The sequence below is a fragment of the Pseudomonas sp. EA_65y_Pfl1_P113 genome, assembly GCF_963970525.1.
Classification (GTDB): Bacteria; Pseudomonadota; Gammaproteobacteria; order Pseudomonadales; family Pseudomonadaceae; genus Aquipseudomonas; species Aquipseudomonas tritici.
In genome coordinates this window covers 87,066-105,593 of the sequence record NZ_CAXAQM010000009.1, presented here as the reverse complement: position 1 = coordinate 105,593, position 18,528 = coordinate 87,066, and the positions used below count along the sequence as shown (strand labels likewise).

Sequence of the window (18,528 nt, the reverse complement as noted above, 5' to 3'; positions counted from 1 at the left end):
CCTCTTCCTGATTGCCCTGGAACTTGCTATCTGCAAGGCTCAAGGCAAAATACATACGGTGCGTATGTGTCAAATCATGCGTAACATACGCAGCGTATGTCAATCTTTCACTTGCCCATTGTGAGTCCTACCATGAGCCGAGCCCGTGCTGAAATGATCGAAGACACCCGCGCCCGGCTGATCGCCAGCGCGCGCCAGGCCTTCGCCTTACAAGGTTATGCCAACACATCGATGGATGATTTCACCGCCCGTGCTGGCCTGACCCGCGGTGCGTTGTACCACCACTTTGGTGACAAAAAAGGGCTATTGGCTGCTGTGGTTGCCCAACTCGACAGCGAGATGGACGCCAGCTTGCAGCGCATTTCGGATGAGGCCGCAGATCCATGGAGTGGTTTTTGCGAACGCTGCCGCGCCTACTTGCGCATGGCTCAGGAGGATGAAATACAGCGCATTGTGTTGCAGGATGCGCCAGCCGTATTGGGTGATACCGGCTCTCAGCAACAGTGTGTTGAATCATTGCGCCAACGGCTGGAGACCCTGATGCAGGCCGGTCTCATCCACCAGGCCCCGAGCGCCGCGCTGGCGCAATTGATCAATGGCAGCCTGGTCAACACCGCCCTATGGATCGCCCGCGATGAACACCCCGGCGAGCGACTGGAGCAGGGCTTGCAGGGCCTGGAGCTATTGCTGCGCGGCCTGTACCTCACACCAGCCGCTTGATCTGCTTATGCCGCCAGACCAACCGGTAATACGCGGCCTGCAATGCCAGCATTGCCAGGTAAGTCACCGGAAACGCCATCCACACCCCTTCCAGGCCGAAGTGGGCATTGAACAGGTAAGCGATCGGCAACTCGACGCAGAGCACGCAGAAGATCGAGATCGCGACCGGCATCAGCACCACGCCACTGGCGCGCATGATCCCGCCGATCACAGCCTGGAAGCCGAACACCAGGATGCTCCACAACATGATGTGCAGCAGGTGTTCGGCGTTGATCCGTGCCGCGTCGTCGGTGATGAACAGGCCGAGTAACCAGTGGGACAGCACATAACCCAGCACAATCAGGCCGCCGGTGAGGCAGGTGTTGATCAACAAGCCCGTGCGCAGGATCGGCCCGATGCGTTCCAGGCGCCCGGCGCCAATGGCCTGCGCACCGAGGATCGACGCGGTAATGGCAATCGACAGTGCCGGAAACTGCACATAGTTGACGATTTGTGTCACCGCGCCATACGCCGCCGTGGCCTGGGAGCCATGGCCGTTAACCAGGGCGAGAATGACCAATTCTGACAGCGACAGCACCACCATCTGTAAGCCGGTAGGCAGGCCTATGCGCAGGACCTTTCCTAAAATCACGCGGTCCAGGCGCAAGGCCGCGAGCAGTTCGCGATCCGGCGCCATCACATGGTTTTTATGGCGCAGGCGCAAGATCAAAAACAGCATTGCCAGGGCGTTGCCTACCAGTCCGGCATACACCGCGCTCTGGATACCCATCGGCGGCAAGCCGATCCAGCCGCGAATCAGCGCCGGGGTCAGCAGCAGGCCGACCAAGGTCGAGACCATCAGTGCCAGCAGCGGCGAAATCGTATCGCTGACGCCACGCAGCAATTGGGTGTAGAGAATGAACACCAGCAGCAACGGCATGATCAGCATCATTTTCTGGGCATATCCGACCGCATCGTCGAGCACATCAATCGGCGTGCCCAACGCCTGCAAGGCCGGGCGTGCAAACAGGCTGCCCAGCACCGCGGCGATCATTCCCACCAGCGCCCCCAGGGTCAGGGTGGCGCCGGTAATCGCCTTGACCATCCCTGTTTCCTGGGCGCCCCAGGCCTGGCCGATCAACACCGAGGCACCCGCCCCCAGGCCAATCACCAGGGCGATAAAGAAGAACACGATGGGAAACATCCCCGACACCGCTGCCAGCGCCTGCGTGCCGAGCATTTGACCGACGTAGATGCCATTGAGGGTGCCGGAAAAACTTTGCAGGAAGTTGGACAGCACCATCGGTGCCAGAAAGATCAGGTAGATCTGCCAAAGCGGACGTTGCAAAGGGCTTTGCATGAAAAACGGGGCCTCGGATGACTAAAGCGTGCGAAGGTTATACCGCAAGTGGATCCCATCTTCCTGTGCTTTCGGGTTCAATCACCTGGCAGGCAGTGCTACTCGCATTTCATCTGCAGGGGCGGGCGTGAAACGGCCCCGGCCCGAACGCAGGTATCACGTTGCGGGCCGGACACAATTATTCTTGCAGGCGCGTTGAAACACTCATCCAACTGGCGCGTGCCCATTTTTGAGTATCTCGTCGATGTTAGCCATATCGAAACGTTTGTCCTCGTAGCCCGCTCCTCCCTGGCTGTTAATGCCAATATCCAGCTCGCGCAAAAGCCCGGGACGGTTGAGCAGCTCAGTTGCAAGTTGCCGTGCTTCGGGGCTGAACGGACGACTCGATGGCGTTAGACCGGCCGCCTCCTTCAGTTCATTGACGCTGACGTATTGATCGTCTGCGCCGGCAGTAAACTGCCTGAAGTTATCCTTTATGCCCTGAATCAGGTCGTGGTTATCCATATTCCGGTACTTGTCCGACGAGTAAGCCAGGTCATCCCTGGAGAACGCCCCATCGAAGACGCCCATGCCGCTTTGATCGAGTTCCTTAAACACCTCACCACGCTCAAGCAGCTCATTGGCCAACGCCATCTCGGCCCCCGTGGCGGGCCGACCATCCAAGTGATAACCGCTGGAAACCGCATTGAGTGATTTGTCAGTGATCAAACCGGGGGAGTTCGGATCTTCAAATGAACTGAAACGAGCCAGTATCTTGTTGAGAAGCTCTTGCTTGCTGTCGTTCGCATAAGGACGCTCCCCCGACAGTGACATCGAGCCGTCCCATTGGTTTTTCGGCGCAGACATGGAGGGCTGTTGCCAATCGGCCTGAGGTGCATATTGGTTTTCCAGGCGCTGGCGCTGGATAACGCCGCTGTACCGCCCTGGGAATTCCCGCACGGGAGGTGCTTCCATCTGATCGACGTAAGCAACGATCTGGTCCGCGTCGCTCTGGCTGATCAATCCATCTGATGAACCGCCGTGGTTGATTCCGTCAAGCATGCCGTTCAATTCAGTCCGCTGGAGAATCTCCCTTGCCAAAAACGTCATCCGGTCATGAAACGGATCTCCGTTCAGTGGGCGATTAGCCGCGTGCAGAAGGGATTGCTGTGTCACAAACCCGCTGTCAGAACTCTGGAAGTATTCAAAGTTATCAGCGAAATCCCGAGCAACCACTGAGTTGGGTACACGCCAACCAGCCCTATCAGAAGCTGCCTTGGGTTGCTCGCAACGAGCGTTGAAATCACCGCAATAAGGGGTTTCCTGACGAAGATTTACATAGGACATAGCAAGACCTCAGATACTGGAATCGATAACAGCCAACCCAAATCGACTGCGCGCTGGATCAACATTCCATCTGTGGCCATGAGCGGAAAAACGGTTCCCGTGGACGGCTGGGGAAGGATCACGCAGGAGTGATAGGCAGCGAGCGTTTGTGCGCCGTCTTGCTGTACGCCCCTTCTACGATTGCCCTCACCCGCTCACTCACGGGTTCGCCCATGAGGTACGCATCGATCTCTGCGTAAGAGCAACCGTACGCGTGCTCATCCGGCTTACCCGGCGCCAGTTCCTCCAGGTCGGCCGTCGGATGCTTGTGCACCAGGTTATCAGGCGCGCCCAGTGCGCTGGCCAGCAGACGCACCTGGGTTTTGGTCAGGCCCGACAGCGGTGCCAGGTCGCAGGCGCCGTCGCCGAATTTGGTGAAAAAACCCATCAGTGCTTCCGCGCCATGGTCCGTACCGACCACCAGCCCATTGTGCAAATTGGCCACGGCGTATTGCGCGATCATCCGCGTGCGCGCCTTGACGTTGCCCTTGATGAAGTCAACATGGCTGGCGCTGGCGTCGGTAGCGGTCAGGCTGGCCATCAGGCCGTCAACACTGGCGGCGATGTTCAGCGTGTCGATATGGTCCGGGGTGATGAAATCCAGGGAAGCCTTGGCGTCGCTTTCATCGGCCTGGGTTTTATAGGGCAGGCGCATGGCGATAAAGCGCGCGGCGTAACCCTCGGCGCGCAGTTGTTCGACGGCCAATTGGCACAGACGGCCAGCCGTCAGCGAATCAACGCCGCCGCTGATGCCCAGCACCAGGGCCGTGCAGCCGGCGCTGCGCAAGGTGGTCTTGATGAAGCCGATGCGCCGTTGAATTTCCTTGGTTTCACCGCCCTTGACCAGTTGCCGATTGATGTTCAGTTCCTGCGCGATACGATTTTGCATGTCACACCTCCACGCTACCGACATTGAACACCTTTGCCGCGTACTGCAAAAACGAGGCGTCTTCGCAGACGTTCTTGATCGGGTCATCCGAGAACTTCACCACCGGTTCACCGTGCACCCGCACCAGTTTCATCACGATGCTCAGCGGTTCGACGCCTTCCACATCGCAGGCCAGGCGGGTGCCCATGCCGAAACCGAACTTGGCCTTGCCGCGCACGTGGCGCAATATCGGCAGGCATTTTTCGAAGTTCAGGCCATCGGAAAACATCAGGTCCTTGGTCATCGGGTCGATGCCCAGTTGCTTGTAGCGGGCCAGGACTTTGTCGGCCCAGACAATGGGGTCACCGGAGTCCTGGCGCAGCCCGTCATACAGTTTGGCGAAGTACAGGTCAAAATCCTTGAGGAAAAAGTCGGTGCTGATGGTGTCGGTCAAGGCAATACCCAAGCGGCCGCGGTATTCACGCACCCAGTTTTCCAGGCCGGCGTTCTGGCTTTCGCGCAGCCGGCCCAGCTGTTGGTGCACCATCATCCACTGGTGGGCCATGGTGCCGAGCAGCGGCAGGTCGAATTCGTAGGCCAGGTGCGCATTGCTGGTGCCGACGAACTGGCCGGGGAAGTCGCGGCGCATGATGTCGACCACTTCGCGCTGGGCTTTGAACGACAGGCGCCGGCGGGTGGAAAAATCGGAGACGCGCAAGTCGGCCAGCTCGTCGCGGCTGAGGTTTTTCTCCAGCCAGTCGAACTTCTGGTAGAGCTTGCGGGTGATGTCTTCCAGGGTCACGTCGGGGTATTTATCGCGGTTGCGCAGCTCGCTGACCAGCGCCAGTACCGGTTGCTCGAACATGATGCAATGCAGCATCGGGCCGACCACGCGGATGTTGAGTTGGCCGTCGACCTCACTGACGTGGATATAACGCAGGTTGAAGCGGAACAGGCCGAGAAAGCGCTCGTAATCCGGCGTGAGGTACTCACGAAAACGCGGGTTGAACAAGAAGCGCAATTCGCCCTCACGCATCTGCAGGCCCGCGAGCTTCTCCAGCTCGTCGCGCAGTTGCGGGATCAAGTGGCCGAGCTTTTCCTTGGCTCGCACGATGAAGTTGTATTCCACATCAACGTTGGGGTGCTGGTGCAACACCGCCTGCATCATCGTGAAGGTGTAGTAGTCAGTGTCGAGCAAACCCTGGATCACCGGGGATTCGTAGTCGTATGCACTTTCCATGGTGTGTCTCCTTAACGCGCGGCCTGTGCTGCCAGTTCTTCGCGGGTGCTGCTGATGACGGCACCGGCCTTGAGCAACTCACTGACGGCCTGCACGCCGCCCTCCTCGGTAATACCCCGGCACGCCGGCAGGTGCAGGACCACTTCCAGGCCGGCCTTGAGCAGTTGCAACGCGGTGGTCTTGACGCAGTAGTCCAGGGCCAGGCCGCCGACGATCACACGCCTGACGCCTCTGGCGTTCAGGTACTCGATCACGCCGGTGGACAGCTTGTCGTGCAGGTCGTGGTAGCAGGCGCCGTAGGGGTGCAGGTCGGGTTCGACGCCTTTCCAGATGAAGTAATCGTAGTCATACGGGGTGGGCAGTTCGTCGACCAAGGTGAAACCTTCGGTGCCGGGAACGCAGTGGCTCACCCAGGTCACATCGGCATGGGCCAGGCCGGTGGGCCGCAGCATCTCGCTGTGCTGGGTGACCACCCAGGGCGCGTGCGGGGTGTGGGCGTCCTTGCTGCCGACACGGTGGCCGGCGAGGCTTGCCATGAAGTTCAGCTCGGCACCGATCTGGTCGCCCCCGGCCACTGGTAACTCAGCGGGGCACAGCGGCGTAAAGCTCTTCTGGGCGTCGACGTCGAATGAAGCAATGGCAGTTTTCGCGAGTGTCATGGCAGCTCTCCTGTGGCCTGAAAACAAAAGTACACGTCATGTACTTTCATTGCAAGAAACATTTATTTATCTATCCTGGAGCCAGTACATGACATATCTGTTCGATTCGTTAGACTGTGCCCACCGCTGTTTAGAAGGACGTCACATGACACTTAGCGCCTACCTCCATACCGTCGACCTGTGTGTGCTGTTTTACTGCCGCACCTGCGGGCAATTGCAGCTGCTGCTGAACAAGCGCGAAGCCGAACCGTTCGCAGGGCATTGGGCGTTACCCGGCGTAGTGGTGAATGGCGGCGTGCAAGATCTGAGCCTCCAGGATGCGGTGGAGCGTTTGCGTGCAAGCGACAAGGTCGGCCTGGACCTGGCCTGGAGCGAGCAAGTGGGCACGGTGGGGGATGCGTTTCGTGATCCGCGGTGCTGGTCGTCGTCCACGTACTACCTGGCGATTGCCACGGATGAAGTGACGCTGGGTGAGCATCAGGGCTGGTTTTCGCTGGCGGCGGTTGCGGACGGGAGCATCAAGCTGCCGTTCGATCACAACAGCATCGTGGCCGCCGTGCAGGAACGCTTGTTCTCCAAGTCGCTGTACAGCAGCTTGCCGTTGATGTTCCTGGGCGATGAATTCAGCGCGCCCGAAGCGACCACGATCTTTTCCCTGGTGCTCGCGCGGCCGGTGTTGAAGACCAGTATTCGCCAGCGTTTGTTGAAGCTGACTGAGGCACGGTATTTACGCGAGACGGGGCGCAAGAAGAATGGCGAAGGCGGCAGGCCCCAGGCGACGGTGGAGGTTTTGAAGCCTGGGGAGATCTACTTCTTTGATCGCAGCTTTGCCGAGTAGCACCTGTTTTCAGAACAATGAGATTCAACGGTAGGAGCTGGCTTGCCTGCGATGACGGTCTGTCAGCTATAAACTTATTGCCTGACCCATCGCTATCGCAGGCAAGCCAGCTCCCACATTGGATCTCCTTTTGTCTGAACAGGCTTTAGCTCATCCAGTTGCCGCCATCCACGTTGTAGGTTTGCGCCACAACATAGTCAGCATCTTTGGAGGCGAGGAAAACCGCCATTCCCGTCAAATCCTCCGGCGTGCCCATCCGCCCAAACGGCACCTCATCCCCTACCCGCTTCTTTTTCTCGCCTGGCGCCAGCCCTTCATGCTTGGCGAAGAGCGCATCCACCCCGTCCCAATGCTCACCCTCCACCACACCCGGTGCAATGGCGTTGACGTTGATCCCTTGCTTGATCAGGTTCAACCCTGCCGATTGCGTCAGGCTGATCACCGCTGCCTTGGTCGCGCAGTAGATCGCCACCAGCGACTCGCCCCGGCGCCCGGCCTGGCTGGCCATGTTGATGATCTTGCCGCCGTGGCCCTGGCTGATCATCTGCCGCGCGGCGGCCTGTAGGGTGAAGAGTGTGCCGGCGACGTTGATCGAGAACAGCCGTTCGAAGCTCTCGCGGGTGATGTCGACGATGGGCGCCAAATCGAACAGCGCGGCGTTATTGACCAGAATATCCAGCTTGCCGGCCTCGGCCACCACGGCAGCAATTGCATCGTCGATGGAGGCTTGGTCGGTGACATCCATCTCTACCGCGTACGCCTGTGGGCCCAACTCGGCGGCCGTGACCTGGGCCTGTTGCAGGTTGATGTCGGCGATGGCGACCGTCGCACCTTCAGCGATGTAGGCCTGGGCAAACGCGCGGCCGATTCCGCGCGCCGATCCGGTGATCAGCGCGCTTTTACCTTCGAGACGTTTCATGAAAATGTCCTGTAGAAATCACTTCGGATAGCCGGCGCGTTTCATCTCGCGCTCGGCAGTGGACTGCGCTTGAAGCAAGGCCTGGTCAACCGACATACCGCCGGTCAGCGCCGCCGAGAACAACTTGCCGACCGAGGTGCCGATGGCCTGGAACTCGGGAATGGTCACGTACTGGATGCCCACATAGGGCACCGGTTTCGCCGACGGATGCGCGGGGTCAGCGTGTTTCATCATCTCCAACGTCACTTGGGCAAACGGTGCGGCTTTCAAATACGCCTCGCTGTAGGTGGACTGGCGGGTGCCTGGCGGTACGTTGGTGATGCCTTCTTTGTCAGCGACGAGTTGGATGTAGTCCTTGGAGGTGGCCCACGTGATAAAGGCCTTTGCGGCGTCCTTGTGCGTTGAGGTGGCCGGAATGGCCAGGGACCAGGCGTAGAGCCACGAGGAGCCTTTATCCGTGACTTCGGTAGGCGCGGCGGCGAAACCTACGCTGTCGGCGACCTTACTTTGAGTGTTATCCGTGGTGAAGGAACCGGCCACGCTGGCATCGACCCAGATCGCACATTTGCCGCTGTTGAACAGCGCCAGGGTCTCGTTGAAACCGTTGCTGGAGACGCCCGGCGGGCCGTATTGCTTGAGGGTGTTGACGTAGAAGTTGGCGGCCGCTGTCCACTCGGGGCTGGTCAGCTCGGGCTTCCATTGCTCGTCGAACCAGCGTGCGCCAAAGGCATTGGCCATGGTGCTCAGCAAGGCGATGTTCTCGCCCCAGCCGGCCTTGCCACGCAGGCACATGCCGTATTGGCCTTTGTCCTTGGCGGTGAGCTTGGCGGCGAACTCGCCGAGCTGACTCCAGGTCGGGTGCGTGGGCATACTCAGGCCGGCTTGCTGGAACAAATCGGTGCGGTAGTAGGTCACCGTGCTTTCGCCGTAGAACGGCAAGGCGTAGAGGGTGTTGTTGACCGACAGGCCCTGGCGCACCGAGGGGAAGATATCATCGGCGTCGTAGTCGGCCGGCAGTTGGGTCAGCGGTTCCAGCCAGTGCTTGGCGCCCCACAATGGAGTTTCGTAGGTACCGATGGTGAGCACGTCGAACTGCCCGCCCTGGGTGGCGATATCGGTGGTGAGGCGCTGGCGCAGCACATTCTCCTCCAGCACGACCCAGTTGAGCTTGATATCCGGATGCTGTGCTTCGAATACCTTGGACAGGCGCTGCATGCGGATCATGTCGCTGTTGTTGACCGTAGCGATGGTGACGGTGTCGGCGGCATAGCTGGGCATGGCCAGCGCCAGGCCTGAAAGCAGGAACAACGCTTGCGGGAGCTTGAACATAGCGGTTTCTACCTGTTGTTTTTGTTGTTGAGGGCCGATTACAGCAGCTCCTCCAGGCCTCCACAAACGCGTGACGAATGCTCGACTGGTACTTTTTTAACCTTTGGCTCGAAGTTAAAAAAGTATCAGTGCCAAGCGAAACCGGGGGTAGCGCTCCCACGGCCGAGGCGCGTATTTTGTATCGATTCCAAGAATCATAAGAAGCCTCCCATGCCTGTCAGCCGCGCCAAGCTGTTCGAGCACCGCCCCGCCGAGCTGGAAGTGATCCTGCCCGAACCGGACCACTGCTTCCGTTGGTTCGAACACGACTACCCCTATGATTTGGCGCGCTGGAACCACCACCCCGAGTTTGAAATCCACCTGATTCGCCAAGGCAGCGGCAAACTGGTCGCCGGCGACTACATCGGTGCGTTCGGTGCTGGGCACGTCGCCTTGATCGGCCCCGACCTGCCCCACGACTGGATCGGCGAACTGGCCCCTGGTGAGTACCTGACCGGCCGCGATGTGGTGCTGCAATTCGACGGCGCCGCCCTCCTCGCCCAGCGCAAGACCCTGCCTGAACTCGGCGACTTGCAGCCGTTGTTCGAGCACGCCCGACGCGGGCTCGAATTCACTGGCGAGACGGCGCTACAGGCCGCGCGTCTAATGGAAGACATCGGGCGCGCCCATGGTCTGCAACGGTTGGTCCTATTCCTGCAACTGCTCGACAGCCTGAAGAACGCCCCGACGCCGCAGGTCAAGGCGCTGGCCAGCCCCTGCTACGCGCCTACCCTGGACGCCCGCAGCGCCGAACGCATCAACAAGGCATTCGACTATCTGATGCGCGAGCTGACCGGCGATGTGCGTCTTTCGGTGATCGCGCAGCAGCTGGAAATGAGCGAACCGGGCTTTTCGCGCTTCTTCAAGCGCAACACCGGCCATGGTTTTATCGACCTGATGCGCAAATTTCGCGTGCAGCGCGCCTGCCGCTTGTTGCTGCAAAGCGATATGTCGGTGGCGGACATCTGTTTTGAAGTGGGCTACGCCAACCTGTCCAACTTCAACCGGCACTTTCGTATCGAGATGGACCAGACGCCGAGTGAATATCGAAGGGAAACCGCGATGCATTTGTTTAACCGAATCGAAAAAATGACACCCCGTCAATTCTGACCAAAAGGTTGACTAATCCCGTTTTTTTTCAGGCTGATCAATTGATTGAGCAAAGTTGGTACAGCCTGTGCAAACGTTTGCGGAACGAACTTGCCAGCCAAGTTCTTCCTCACCCGAGGAATCGGGTTCAAACCGCGTATGAATAGGGATTTTCAATGCAACCCACCTCAAGGCGTCCTGCTCCCTTTGGTGTTTCCTTGCTACTGGCCGCCGTTACGGGAGTACTCAGCGTGCCCATTTTGGCGCAGGAAAAACCCATGGATGACTCAGCACAGGGCGAAACCCTTAGCCCAAAAACCAAGATCCCTGAAGCCAGCCCGGCAAAAAATAGCCCGTACCTGTCGGACTGGTTCAACCAGGACCTGACATTGATCGGCAGCAAAGACATCAGCTTCGGCCCCAAGCCACAGGATGATGTCTACCTGGAATACGAGTATTTCGGCCGCAAAGGGCCATTCGAGCTGTACGGATACATCGATGTGCCGAAGATCCTCACCATCGGTAACAGCAATGACAAGGGCGTGTGGGACCACGGCTCGCCGGTATTCATGGAGCACGAACCGCGTATTTCCATCGACTACCTGGCAGGCCGCAGCCTGGCCATCGGGCCGTTCAAGGAATGGTACGTGGCGTTTGACTGGATCTACGATCACGGCAGCCGCAAGGAAAACCGCGCCAACACACTGTACAGCGGCCTGGGCACTGACATCGACACCCACTCGCGAGTGAACCTGTCGGCCAACTTCTACGGGCGTTACCAGTGGGAAAACTACGGTGCCAGCAATGAATACTCATGGGACGGTTACCGCGCGCAAATGAAGTACATCGTGCCCATCAGCAAGTTCGACAACGGTGCTTCACTGACCTATATCGGCTTCACCAACTACGATTTCGGCTCAGACCTGCACAAGGACAACCCGGCGCGCACCGCCAATTCCCTGGTGGCCACCAACGTGCTGCTGTATTCGTTCACCCACCTGCGTTTCACCTTGGTCGGCCGCTACTTTCACAACGGCGGCAACTGGGAAGACGGCAGTGAGTTGAATTTCGGCGAAGGCAACTTCCGCGCCCGCTCCGACGGCTGGGGCTATTACGCCGGCGTCGGCTACCAATTCTGATAAAGGAGCATTAGATGAATACGCTGACTCGCTTTTCAATCGCCGCGGGCCTGGCCGTACTGCCTCACGTGGCAATGGCTGACACGCCGACGCCGATCAAACCCAAAGTGATGCTGATCACCATGTTCGCCCCCGAGGCACAAACCTGGATCGATCGCCTGGAACTCAAGCAGGAAGTGCGCGTACCGGGGCTCTCCGCCGAATACCCGGTGATCCGCTGCAACACCCAGGACGTGTGCCTGCTGGTCACCGGCATGGGTCAGACCAATGCCGCCGCGTCCACGCTGGCCCTGGCCTTGTCACCCAAGTTCGACCTGCGCCAGAGCTACTTCCTGATCGCCGGGATCGCCGGCATCAGCCCCAAGCATGGCACCATCGGCACCACCGCCTGGGCACACTACCTGGTGGAGTTCGGCACCCAGTGGGAGCTGGATTCGCGGGATGCGCCCAAGGATTGGCCGACCGGCTACATTGGCATCAACACCAAGGGCCCCAACGAGAAACCACCGCTGGACTATAAGACCGAAGTGTTCGAGCTGAACCCCAAGTTGCAGGCCAAGGCATATGCCTTGTCGCAAAAAGTTGAACTGACCGAAAGCAAGGCGTCCAGCGCCTGGCGCAAACACTACCCTGCCGCCCCGGCCAACCAGCCACCACAGGTCACCCGCTGCGACACCTTGGCGGGCAACACGTGGTTTTCCGGCACGCGCCTGAGCGAACGCGCGGAAGTCTGGACCCAGTTGCTGACGGACAACAAAGGCGAGTACTGCACCACCCAGCAGGAAGACAACTCCACCTATGAAGCGCTGCTGCGTGCAAGCCGTGAGGGCTTGGTGGATATCCAGCGCTTGGCGGTTGTGCGTGCAGGTTCGGACTTCGACCGCCCCTATCCTGGCTACAGCGAAGTCGACAACCTGCTCAAATACGCGGATCAGGGCGGGTTCGTGCCGGCGCTGGAGAACCTGTATCGCACAGGCAGCCCGCTGGTACAGGCGATCCTCAAGAACTGGTCAGCCTGGGAAAAAGGTGTTCCCGAAGCCTAGTGAAGATCAAACCGTGTCAGGGCAGGAAGATGATTTTGTCCGCACTGCCTTGATTCACGGTCTCATAGCACTGCAACCCATCAGCCAGCGCCACTTCACGCAGGCCGGTGGGCAGTGGCAGCAAGCCTTCATCAAAAAAGCGCCCGAACTGCCTCAGCATCACCGCGCACTGCTCGCAGTTGTAGAGCAACGAATTGATCCCCACCACTGAGCCGCCCTTGCGATACAGGGCCAGGGCCGGCAGTTGTACATGGCCGTCCACCGGTGGTGTCGAAGATCACATCGGCGCCCCCCCCTTGAACACCGCATTGACCTGTGCACCCAATTCCTCCGGTTTACCCAGGGCAATCGCCTCAAAGCCCTGCGTCTGCAACACGTCGGCCTGCTCCGGCCGACGCACAGCGGCCAGTACCTGGGCGCCACGAACGTTCGCCAGGGCCAGGGTCGCGCTGCCCACGGCGCCATTGGCGCCGATGACCAGCAAGCGCGTGCCCTTGGTCACACCGCTGCGCTCCAGAGCGTCCCAGGCGGTGGTGTACGGCACGCCAAGGCTGGCAGCCTGGGCGAAGCTCAAATGACCAGGCTTTTGCGCCACGCCCTTGGCCGACACGGTGAGGTATTGAGCGTGTGAACCGTCAGCAAAAAAACCGAGGTCGCGGCCGGTGCCCCAGACTTCCTGGCCGAGCAGTTCCTGCGGGCCTTGCACCACAACACCGGCGAAGTCGCGGCCGGGAATGCGCGGCAGCGTGGTGTAGGGGAAGCGACCAAGCACATTTTTGACGTCACTGGGGTTGAGGCCCGCGGCCTTGATCTGTACCAACACCTCACTGGCAGCCGGCACCGGGGTGGCAACGTCGACGAAGCGGAGGGCGGCGAGGTCGCCGGTGGCGGAAAATTGCAGTGCTTTCATAGCCGATATTCATCGAAGTGAAAAAACAGATCAAGACAACCAAGCGCCCATCATCTGCCGGCCCATGGCGTAGAGCAATTGGCCCCAATCGTGGCGATGGGGTTCAACATACAACCCACGCGGATAGGTACGCGCGAGGGGCTGCACGGGGACGGCGTGATCACTGAGGTCGGGAGGCGCGGCCAGGGCCATGGGGGTGCACATCTATCAAGGGTGAGCCACCATGGTAATGACCACCGCTCGACAATCCGAATGAATTTTTTCGGCCAGCAGAGATCACTGGGTTATACATGGAGGGTTAATAAGCCAATGAATAATGCAAAATTGTTTGTGATCGACTACATCCTGCACGGTGAACCCAAGTCCTTCATCATCCGCCTGGAAAAGCTCGATATCCTGGAGGCCTGGCACTGGGCGAGTTGTGACGCAGGCATCGGCCGTATCGGCCGTTTCGCGCGCGAGCACGTCAAGAAGACCAGCCAGGAGCAGGCCGAGAAGTACGGCATCACTCATGTGCAATGGCGGCGCTCGGACGCGCGCGCCCAGGCTTGATCAAGGAGGGCTAACCATGGTTTTACCTGTACAGGTTCGTGGCAAAGCGCGCATTGACTACACCCAGGACACCTTATTCGGGCCGATGGCCAAGCATGTCGAGTGCCAAGTGAGCCTGCAGCAGCAGCCTGGCTGGGCGGTGCTGAAAGTATTCCAGCCGCTGCCGGCTGACTTGCACTCCGCGCAGACGGTGGTTTTTGCGTTGGAGGGGCGACGTACAAGCGGCGTGGTCAAAGGTAGGCAGCGCCTGTCCGACCATAGCCTCAGGCTTGAACTGGAAACCCACTAGCAGCAACAAAGCAGATCACTGTGGGAGCGGGCTTGCCTGCTCCCACAGTGCAACGGTGCTCAGCCATGCGTCGATTTGGCGCACTCACAGCCCGTAGCAGACGCACACGGTTCACCGTGCGCATGGTGCTCGGCACATCCCTGGCAGCAATAGCCCTTACCGTCTTTCATTACCGCGTCAACGCCCAATACGCACTTGCAGTGCGGGCAGGCACAGGTCTTATCTGGCATGGTCAGACTCCTTTTTCATGGTCGTCGCGGTGTGGCGACTGCCAGCACCTTAAGCAGTGACTGCCAGTCGCCGGCGATGGTTCAAACCATCAGTCGGTGCGGGTATTGCTGCGGTACATGAACACCAGGGCCAGCGCCAGGCACGCCATCGCCACAATCCGGTTGCCCGATAACTCGATGGCCGGGTTGCCCAGCCAGCCGAAGTTATCGATGAGCATACCCATGCCCAATTGCCCAAGGATCACCGCCACCGTCGCGACGGCCGTTCCGACGATGGGCACTGCGCCGACCATCACCATCATGTACACCACGCCGAACAACGCGCCGGTCAATTGCCATTTCGGCACGTCCAGCAAGCTCAAGGCCTGGGCCGGTTCGAAGAAGAAAATCAACAGCGCGGTCGTCAGGGCCCCCACTGCAAAGGTCAGCAAGCTACTGCGCAACACGCCCACCGCCTGGCCAAGGCGCCCGTTGATGGCAGCCTGCACACTCAACACCGCTCCAGCGGCAATCACTAGCACCAATAACAAAATCAGGTTCATCGTCTTACCCTCGCGCAATCAGAACAAGTGCCGCCACAATCAACGCCAGCGCTATCCAGCGCTCGCCATTGACGCGTTTGCGCGCTGTGCCGAACCAGCCGAAATGGTCGATTAGCACACTCTTGGCCACTTGCCCGGACAGAATCGCGATCATGGTCATGGCGATACCAATGTGCGGCGTAGCCAGGGTGAGTACGACGACGTACATAGGCCCCAGGAAGCCTCCGATCAACTGCCAGCGTGGCAAGTCGGTCAGCGCCGGCCCCTTTTGCGGGCCACTGAACAGCAGCAGCAAAAACAGAATCGCCGAACCCACACCAAAGATGCTCAACGTTGCCCACAAATGCCCCACCTGCACACCCAGTGGACCGAGCAAACCTGCCTCTACCGACAGGCCCATGCCCGCCAGGATCACCAGGGGCAACAACAGCAACCGTAGAAGGTTTTTTTTCGGCGTGGCCTGCGCCACACCCTCGATAGAACGTGCCTGCATACATCACCTGCGCTTCAGAAGGGAAACATGGCGCGCATTATCCAGTGGCCGTCCTGTGCGATAAATGGGAGCATGCCAACAACACCTTTGCGCAAAACGCACAACCTGGAGGCAGGATGCACGGTTTGAATGAACTGAGTTTCAAGGCGCTGCGCCTCTTCGTCGCGGTACTGGACCTCGGCAGCTTTTCCGAAGTGGCGCGGCGTGAGGGCCTGGCGCCTTCGTCTATTTCCCGGCAAATACAGCTGATGGAACAGGCGTTGGGGCAGCAGTTGCTGTACCGCCACACCCGGGCGGTCAGCCCTACCGAAGCCGGACGACTGCTCGGACGGCATGCACGCCTGGTGCTGGAGCAGCTGGAAGCTGCAAGCCAAGCCCTGCAAGAGCAGGAAAGCGAACCCAGCGGCCTGGTGCGCATCAATGCGCCCATGGTATTCGGCCAGCGTCACCTGTCACCGTGGCTGGGCGAGTTATGCCGGCGCTATCCGAAACTGCAACTGGATATCCAGCAAACCGATACGTTCGTCGACCCGCTGCAAGACGGCACTGACCTGCTGTTCCGCATTGGTGTGCTCAACGACTCCAGCATGCAGGCGCGCATCTTCGCGCCCCAACGCTTTCGCATCGCCGCAAGCCCGGCCTACCTGGCCAGGCACGGAACGCCCCAACATCCCGACGAACTGATCAACCACCAGTGCCTGGCCTACAAAGGCATCACCGGACAACAACGCTGGTTCTTCCGCCGGGGCCAGGGCGACTGGACGCCTTATAGCGTCAAGGGCCCGATCACCGGCAACCACGCCGATACCCTGACCCACGCTGCCGAACAAGGCCTCGGGCTGGTGGTGTTTCCTTCCTGGTTGATCGGCGAAGGCCTGCGTGCCGGCACCTTGCAGGCGGTGCTCACGGAATACGAAGTGGCTACCACCTTGGAACCGCAGCAGATCGCGGCAGTATGGCCAGGGAGCCGGCGCATTTCACTGAAGGTGCGCACAGTGATTGATTACTTCGTGGAGTGTTTTGGGGCAGTGCCATATTGGGATCGGTGAGCGATACAGCGCGTGAGGAGCGTACCTACGCAGAAAGTTTTCTTACTGGAAAAAGTAGGTCCGTTCTGATTTTTCGGGCCAGCATTTCTCTGCTCGACGCGCTGCGGCAGACTTCGCTGACATCTTTTTGGAGAACTGCCATGGACGTCATATACAACAAAAAATCGCGCTCTGAGCGGCAAAGCCAAAAAGCTGATTGAGGATGCTGCAGATATTTACATCAGCGCTGCAACATTCTGGGAGATGGCAGTCAAGGTCGGGTTAGGGAAACTCACTGTCGATCTGGAGGAAATCCGTTGGTACTGCCAGGAAAGCGGGTTCGTCGAACTGCCCATCACTTCAGAACATGCCAGTGCGGTGAAGGACCTCGAGCACGATCACAAGGCCCCCTTTGATCGGCTCATCGTTGCGACGGCCGTGAGCGAACCGATGACGTTATTGACGGCCGACCCGCAGGTCGCCCAATACACGTCCTTGGCGATCCTGGTGTAGAAACTCGCAATGGCTGCACAGCGCCAATCAAAACACCCACTGCGCAATCAACCACGCATTCGCCCCACTGATCACCGCAAACAGGAACCACGCCAGCAACCGTGTCGGCAGCCGATTCACGAACGGCCCCATCAGTTGCTTATCGCCGGTCATGCGAATCAGCGGATACAGCGCAAACGGCAGTTGCAGGCTGAGTACCACTTGGCTGAGGATCAATAGCTTGCCGATGGCATCGTCGCCCATCAGCCCTACCCCGAGAAACGCCGGGATCAGCGCCAGCCCACGAGTGATGAGGCGCCGCTGCCAGCAAGGAATGCGCAGATTGAGGTAGCCCTCCATGATCACCTGCCCGGCAATGGTGCCGGTAAACGTAGAGCTTTGACCGGAAGCCAGCAGGGCCACACCAAACAGGATGCTGGCAAACGCGCCACCGACCAGCGGGTCAAGCAGGTGGTAGGCGTCCTGGATCTCGACTACGTCGGTGTGGCCGGTCTTGTGGAAGGCGGCAGCGGCGAGTACCAGGATCGCAGCGTTGACCAGCAGGGCCAGGGCCAGCGAACCGATGGTGTCGATGCGTGCCAGCTTGACCGCATCCTGTTTGCTGGCGAGGTCCTTGCCGATCATGCGGGTTTGCACGATGGAGCTATGCAGGTAAAGGTTATGCGGCATCACCGTGGCACCGAGAATACCAATAGCCAGGTACAACGGCGCGGCATCGCTGATGGCCGACAGTGAAGGCGTAAAACCACTGAACACGTCCGGCCAGTAAGGCTTGATCAGTACCAGTTCAATAAAGAAACACACGCCAATGGTCGCCACCAACGCCAGCATGATCGCTTCCAAGCGGCGGAAACCCCGGTTTTGCAGGGCCAGGATCAACAATGTGTCAAAAGCGGTGATCACAATGCCGGTGGTCAGCGACACGCCAAGCAGCAGGTGAAACGCCAAGGCGCAGCCCAGCACTTCGGCCAGGTCGGTGGCGATGATGGAGATTTCTGCCAACACCCACTGGGTGCGGGCGGATCGCTTGCTATAGCGTTCACGGCACAGTTGCGCGAGGTCCTTGCCGGTGGCGATGCCCAAGCGCGAGCACAGGCATTGCACCGCCATCCCTGCCAGGCTGGCCAGCAGCACGACGAAGAGCAGGTTGTAACCGTAACGCGAGCCGGCCTCGATGGCTGTGGCCCAGTTGCCTGGGTCCATGTAGCCGATAGAGATCAGCAGGCCTGGGCCGGCGAACATCATCACGCGCTTGAAGAACGAAGCCTTGGGATCAACGGCGACGGAGCCGGCCACTTCCGGCGGGCAAAACGGGGCGGTAGCGATTTTTGGCAGGCTGAATTTCACGCGGTATCCCAGGCAAACACACTCGATAGAGGCGCAG

At 59.6% G+C, this 18,528-nt stretch carries 20 protein-coding genes and 2 pseudogenes; 9 read left to right on the top strand and 13 right to left on the bottom strand.

Annotated features, from left to right (window positions below; all coding sequences use genetic code 11):
* Positions 1-132 precede the first annotated feature (132 nt).
* The gene (locus tag AACY52_RS11210; protein ID WP_339419824.1) at positions 133-720 is read left to right on the top strand and encodes a TetR/AcrR family transcriptional regulator; all 588 of its coding nucleotides are present in this window, start codon (positions 133-135) and stop codon (positions 718-720) included.
* Here AACY52_RS11210 and AACY52_RS11205 read toward each other — a convergent pair.
* From AACY52_RS11205 to AACY52_RS11185, 5 genes are all read right to left on the bottom strand, one after another.
* Positions 704-2,059: an MATE family efflux transporter gene (locus AACY52_RS11205; RefSeq protein ID WP_339419823.1), complete on the bottom strand. Its 1,356-nt coding sequence runs from the start codon at positions 2,057-2,059 to the stop codon at positions 704-706. The two genes, AACY52_RS11210 and AACY52_RS11205, sit on opposite strands and share 17 nt — an antisense overlap.
* A 204-nt stretch (positions 2,060-2,263) precedes the next feature.
* On the bottom strand, positions 2,264-3,385 hold the full coding sequence (locus AACY52_RS11200; protein WP_339419822.1) for a hypothetical protein: 1,122 nt from the start codon (positions 3,383-3,385) through the stop codon (positions 2,264-2,266).
* 118 nt (positions 3,386-3,503) lie between these two features.
* Positions 3,504-4,313, bottom strand: a complete 810-nt coding sequence (nadE, locus tag AACY52_RS11195; RefSeq protein WP_339419820.1) for an ammonia-dependent NAD(+) synthetase — start codon at positions 4,311-4,313, stop codon at positions 3,504-3,506.
* Between the two features lies 1 nt (position 4,314).
* Positions 4,315-5,532 (bottom strand): nicotinate phosphoribosyltransferase, encoded by a 1,218-nt coding sequence (pncB, locus tag AACY52_RS11190; protein ID WP_339428100.1) that lies wholly within the window; start codon positions 5,530-5,532, stop codon positions 4,315-4,317.
* A gap of 11 nt (positions 5,533-5,543) precedes the next feature.
* On the bottom strand, positions 5,544-6,191 hold the full coding sequence (locus tag AACY52_RS11185) for a nicotinamidase (protein ID WP_339419817.1): 648 nt from the start codon (positions 6,189-6,191) through the stop codon (positions 5,544-5,546).
* Between the two features lie 145 nt (positions 6,192-6,336).
* On the opposite strand from AACY52_RS11185, the gene AACY52_RS11180 reads away from it, so the two are divergent.
* Positions 6,337-7,029: an NUDIX hydrolase gene (locus AACY52_RS11180; protein WP_339419816.1), complete on the top strand. Its 693-nt coding sequence runs from the start codon at positions 6,337-6,339 to the stop codon at positions 7,027-7,029.
* A 145-nt stretch (positions 7,030-7,174) separates the two neighbouring features.
* On the opposite strand, the gene AACY52_RS11175 is transcribed toward AACY52_RS11180, so the two are convergent.
* Positions 7,175-7,948 carry an L-iditol 2-dehydrogenase gene (locus AACY52_RS11175; protein WP_339419815.1) on the bottom strand — a complete coding sequence of 258 codons (774 nt, stop codon included), beginning with the start codon at positions 7,946-7,948 and terminating at the stop codon, positions 7,175-7,177.
* A gap of 18 nt (positions 7,949-7,966) precedes the next feature.
* Positions 7,967-9,226, bottom strand: coding sequence for a sugar ABC transporter substrate-binding protein (locus tag AACY52_RS11170; RefSeq protein ID WP_370468020.1), 1,260 nt, complete (start codon positions 9,224-9,226; stop codon positions 7,967-7,969).
* Between the two features lie 261 nt (positions 9,227-9,487).
* On the opposite strand from AACY52_RS11170, the gene AACY52_RS11165 reads away from it, so the two are divergent.
* The 3 genes from AACY52_RS11165 to AACY52_RS11155 all read left to right on the top strand — a co-directional run bounded on the left by AACY52_RS11165 (position 9,488) and on the right by AACY52_RS11155 (position 12,587).
* Complete coding sequence (locus tag AACY52_RS11165) at positions 9,488-10,426, top strand: AraC family transcriptional regulator (protein ID WP_339419813.1); 939 nt, start codon at positions 9,488-9,490, stop codon at positions 10,424-10,426.
* A 155-nt stretch (positions 10,427-10,581) separates the two neighbouring features.
* Positions 10,582-11,544 (top strand): nucleoside-specific channel-forming protein Tsx, encoded by a 963-nt coding sequence (locus AACY52_RS11160; protein WP_339419812.1) that lies wholly within the window; start codon positions 10,582-10,584, stop codon positions 11,542-11,544.
* Between the two features lie 14 nt (positions 11,545-11,558).
* Positions 11,559-12,587: a purine nucleoside permease gene (locus AACY52_RS11155; protein ID WP_339419811.1), complete on the top strand. Its 1,029-nt coding sequence runs from the start codon at positions 11,559-11,561 to the stop codon at positions 12,585-12,587.
* Between the two features lie 16 nt (positions 12,588-12,603).
* On the opposite strand, the pseudogene AACY52_RS11150 reads toward AACY52_RS11155, so the two are convergent.
* Positions 12,604-13,497, bottom strand: a pseudogene (locus AACY52_RS11150) (zinc-binding alcohol dehydrogenase family protein).
* 51 nt (positions 13,498-13,548) lie between these two features.
* A pseudogene (locus AACY52_RS11145) lies at positions 13,549-13,689 on the bottom strand (AraC family transcriptional regulator); the annotation flags it as partial.
* Positions 13,690-13,806: 117 nt separating this feature from the next.
* Between AACY52_RS11145 and AACY52_RS11140 the strand changes: the two are divergent.
* Complete coding sequence (locus tag AACY52_RS11140; protein WP_339419809.1) at positions 13,807-14,049, top strand: DUF6555 family protein; 243 nt, start codon at positions 13,807-13,809, stop codon at positions 14,047-14,049.
* Between the two features lie 16 nt (positions 14,050-14,065).
* Positions 14,066-14,338: a hypothetical protein gene (locus AACY52_RS11135; protein ID WP_339419808.1), complete on the top strand. Its 273-nt coding sequence runs from the start codon at positions 14,066-14,068 to the stop codon at positions 14,336-14,338.
* A 59-nt stretch (positions 14,339-14,397) separates the two neighbouring features.
* Here AACY52_RS11135 and AACY52_RS11130 read toward each other — a convergent pair whose 3' ends face one another.
* The 3 genes from AACY52_RS11130 to AACY52_RS11120 all read right to left on the bottom strand — a co-directional run bounded on the left by AACY52_RS11130 (position 14,398) and on the right by AACY52_RS11120 (position 15,603).
* The gene (locus AACY52_RS11130) at positions 14,398-14,568 is read right to left on the bottom strand and encodes a metallothionein (protein ID WP_339419807.1); all 171 of its coding nucleotides are present in this window, start codon (positions 14,566-14,568) and stop codon (positions 14,398-14,400) included.
* Between the two features lie 89 nt (positions 14,569-14,657).
* On the bottom strand, positions 14,658-15,110 hold the full coding sequence (locus tag AACY52_RS11125; RefSeq protein WP_339419806.1) for a DMT family transporter: 453 nt from the start codon (positions 15,108-15,110) through the stop codon (positions 14,658-14,660).
* Between the two features lie 4 nt (positions 15,111-15,114).
* Positions 15,115-15,603: a DMT family transporter gene (locus AACY52_RS11120; protein WP_339419805.1), complete on the bottom strand. Its 489-nt coding sequence runs from the start codon at positions 15,601-15,603 to the stop codon at positions 15,115-15,117.
* Between the two features lie 116 nt (positions 15,604-15,719).
* Here AACY52_RS11120 and AACY52_RS11115 point away from each other — a divergent pair, with 116 nt between their 5' ends.
* Together AACY52_RS11115 and AACY52_RS11110 are read left to right on the top strand one after the other, a co-directional pair.
* Entirely contained in the window at positions 15,720-16,652 is a 933-nt protein-coding gene (locus AACY52_RS11115; RefSeq protein ID WP_339419804.1) for a LysR family transcriptional regulator, read from the top strand.
* A 135-nt stretch (positions 16,653-16,787) separates the two neighbouring features.
* A complete protein-coding gene (locus AACY52_RS11110) occupies positions 16,788-17,144 on the top strand; it encodes a type II toxin-antitoxin system VapC family toxin (RefSeq protein WP_339419831.1) in 357 nt (118 codons plus the stop codon).
* A 27-nt stretch (positions 17,145-17,171) separates the two neighbouring features.
* Here the strand turns inward: AACY52_RS11110 and AACY52_RS11105 are convergent, their stop codons facing one another.
* Positions 17,172-18,491, bottom strand: coding sequence for an Nramp family divalent metal transporter (locus AACY52_RS11105; RefSeq protein WP_339419803.1), 1,320 nt, complete (start codon positions 18,489-18,491; stop codon positions 17,172-17,174).
* Between the last annotated feature and the right edge of the window lie 37 nt (positions 18,492-18,528).

Bases quoted from the DNA above. Each gene is read 5' to 3' on its own strand.
- AACY52_RS11210 (WP_339419824.1), top strand. From the start codon at position 133: ATGAGCCGAGCCCGTGCTGAAATGATCGAAGACACCCGCGCCCGGCTG.
- AACY52_RS11205 (WP_339419823.1), bottom strand. From the start codon at position 2,059: ATGCAAAGCCCTTTGCAACGTCCGCTTTGGCAGATCTACCTGATCTTT.
- AACY52_RS11200 (WP_339419822.1), bottom strand. From the start codon at position 3,385: ATGTCCTATGTAAATCTTCGTCAGGAAACCCCTTATTGCGGTGATTTC.
- nadE (WP_339419820.1), bottom strand. From the start codon at position 4,313: ATGCAAAATCGTATCGCGCAGGAACTGAACATCAATCGGCAACTGGTC.
- pncB (WP_339428100.1), bottom strand. From the start codon at position 5,532: ATGGAAAGTGCATACGACTACGAATCCCCGGTGATCCAGGGTTTGCTC.
- AACY52_RS11185 (WP_339419817.1), bottom strand. From the start codon at position 6,191: ATGACACTCGCGAAAACTGCCATTGCTTCATTCGACGTCGACGCCCAG.
- AACY52_RS11180 (WP_339419816.1), top strand. From the start codon at position 6,337: ATGACACTTAGCGCCTACCTCCATACCGTCGACCTGTGTGTGCTGTTT.
- AACY52_RS11175 (WP_339419815.1), bottom strand. From the start codon at position 7,948: ATGAAACGTCTCGAAGGTAAAAGCGCGCTGATCACCGGATCGGCGCGC.
- AACY52_RS11170 (WP_370468020.1), bottom strand. From the start codon at position 9,226: ATGCCCAGCTATGCCGCCGACACCGTCACCATCGCTACGGTCAACAAC.
- AACY52_RS11165 (WP_339419813.1), top strand. From the start codon at position 9,488: ATGCCTGTCAGCCGCGCCAAGCTGTTCGAGCACCGCCCCGCCGAGCTG.
- AACY52_RS11160 (WP_339419812.1), top strand. From the start codon at position 10,582: ATGCAACCCACCTCAAGGCGTCCTGCTCCCTTTGGTGTTTCCTTGCTA.
- AACY52_RS11155 (WP_339419811.1), top strand. From the start codon at position 11,559: ATGAATACGCTGACTCGCTTTTCAATCGCCGCGGGCCTGGCCGTACTG.
- AACY52_RS11140 (WP_339419809.1), top strand. From the start codon at position 13,807: ATGAATAATGCAAAATTGTTTGTGATCGACTACATCCTGCACGGTGAA.
- AACY52_RS11135 (WP_339419808.1), top strand. From the start codon at position 14,066: ATGGTTTTACCTGTACAGGTTCGTGGCAAAGCGCGCATTGACTACACC.
- AACY52_RS11130 (WP_339419807.1), bottom strand. From the start codon at position 14,568: ATGCCAGATAAGACCTGTGCCTGCCCGCACTGCAAGTGCGTATTGGGC.
- AACY52_RS11125 (WP_339419806.1), bottom strand. From the start codon at position 15,110: ATGAACCTGATTTTGTTATTGGTGCTAGTGATTGCCGCTGGAGCGGTG.
- AACY52_RS11120 (WP_339419805.1), bottom strand. From the start codon at position 15,603: ATGCAGGCACGTTCTATCGAGGGTGTGGCGCAGGCCACGCCGAAAAAA.
- AACY52_RS11115 (WP_339419804.1), top strand. From the start codon at position 15,720: ATGCACGGTTTGAATGAACTGAGTTTCAAGGCGCTGCGCCTCTTCGTC.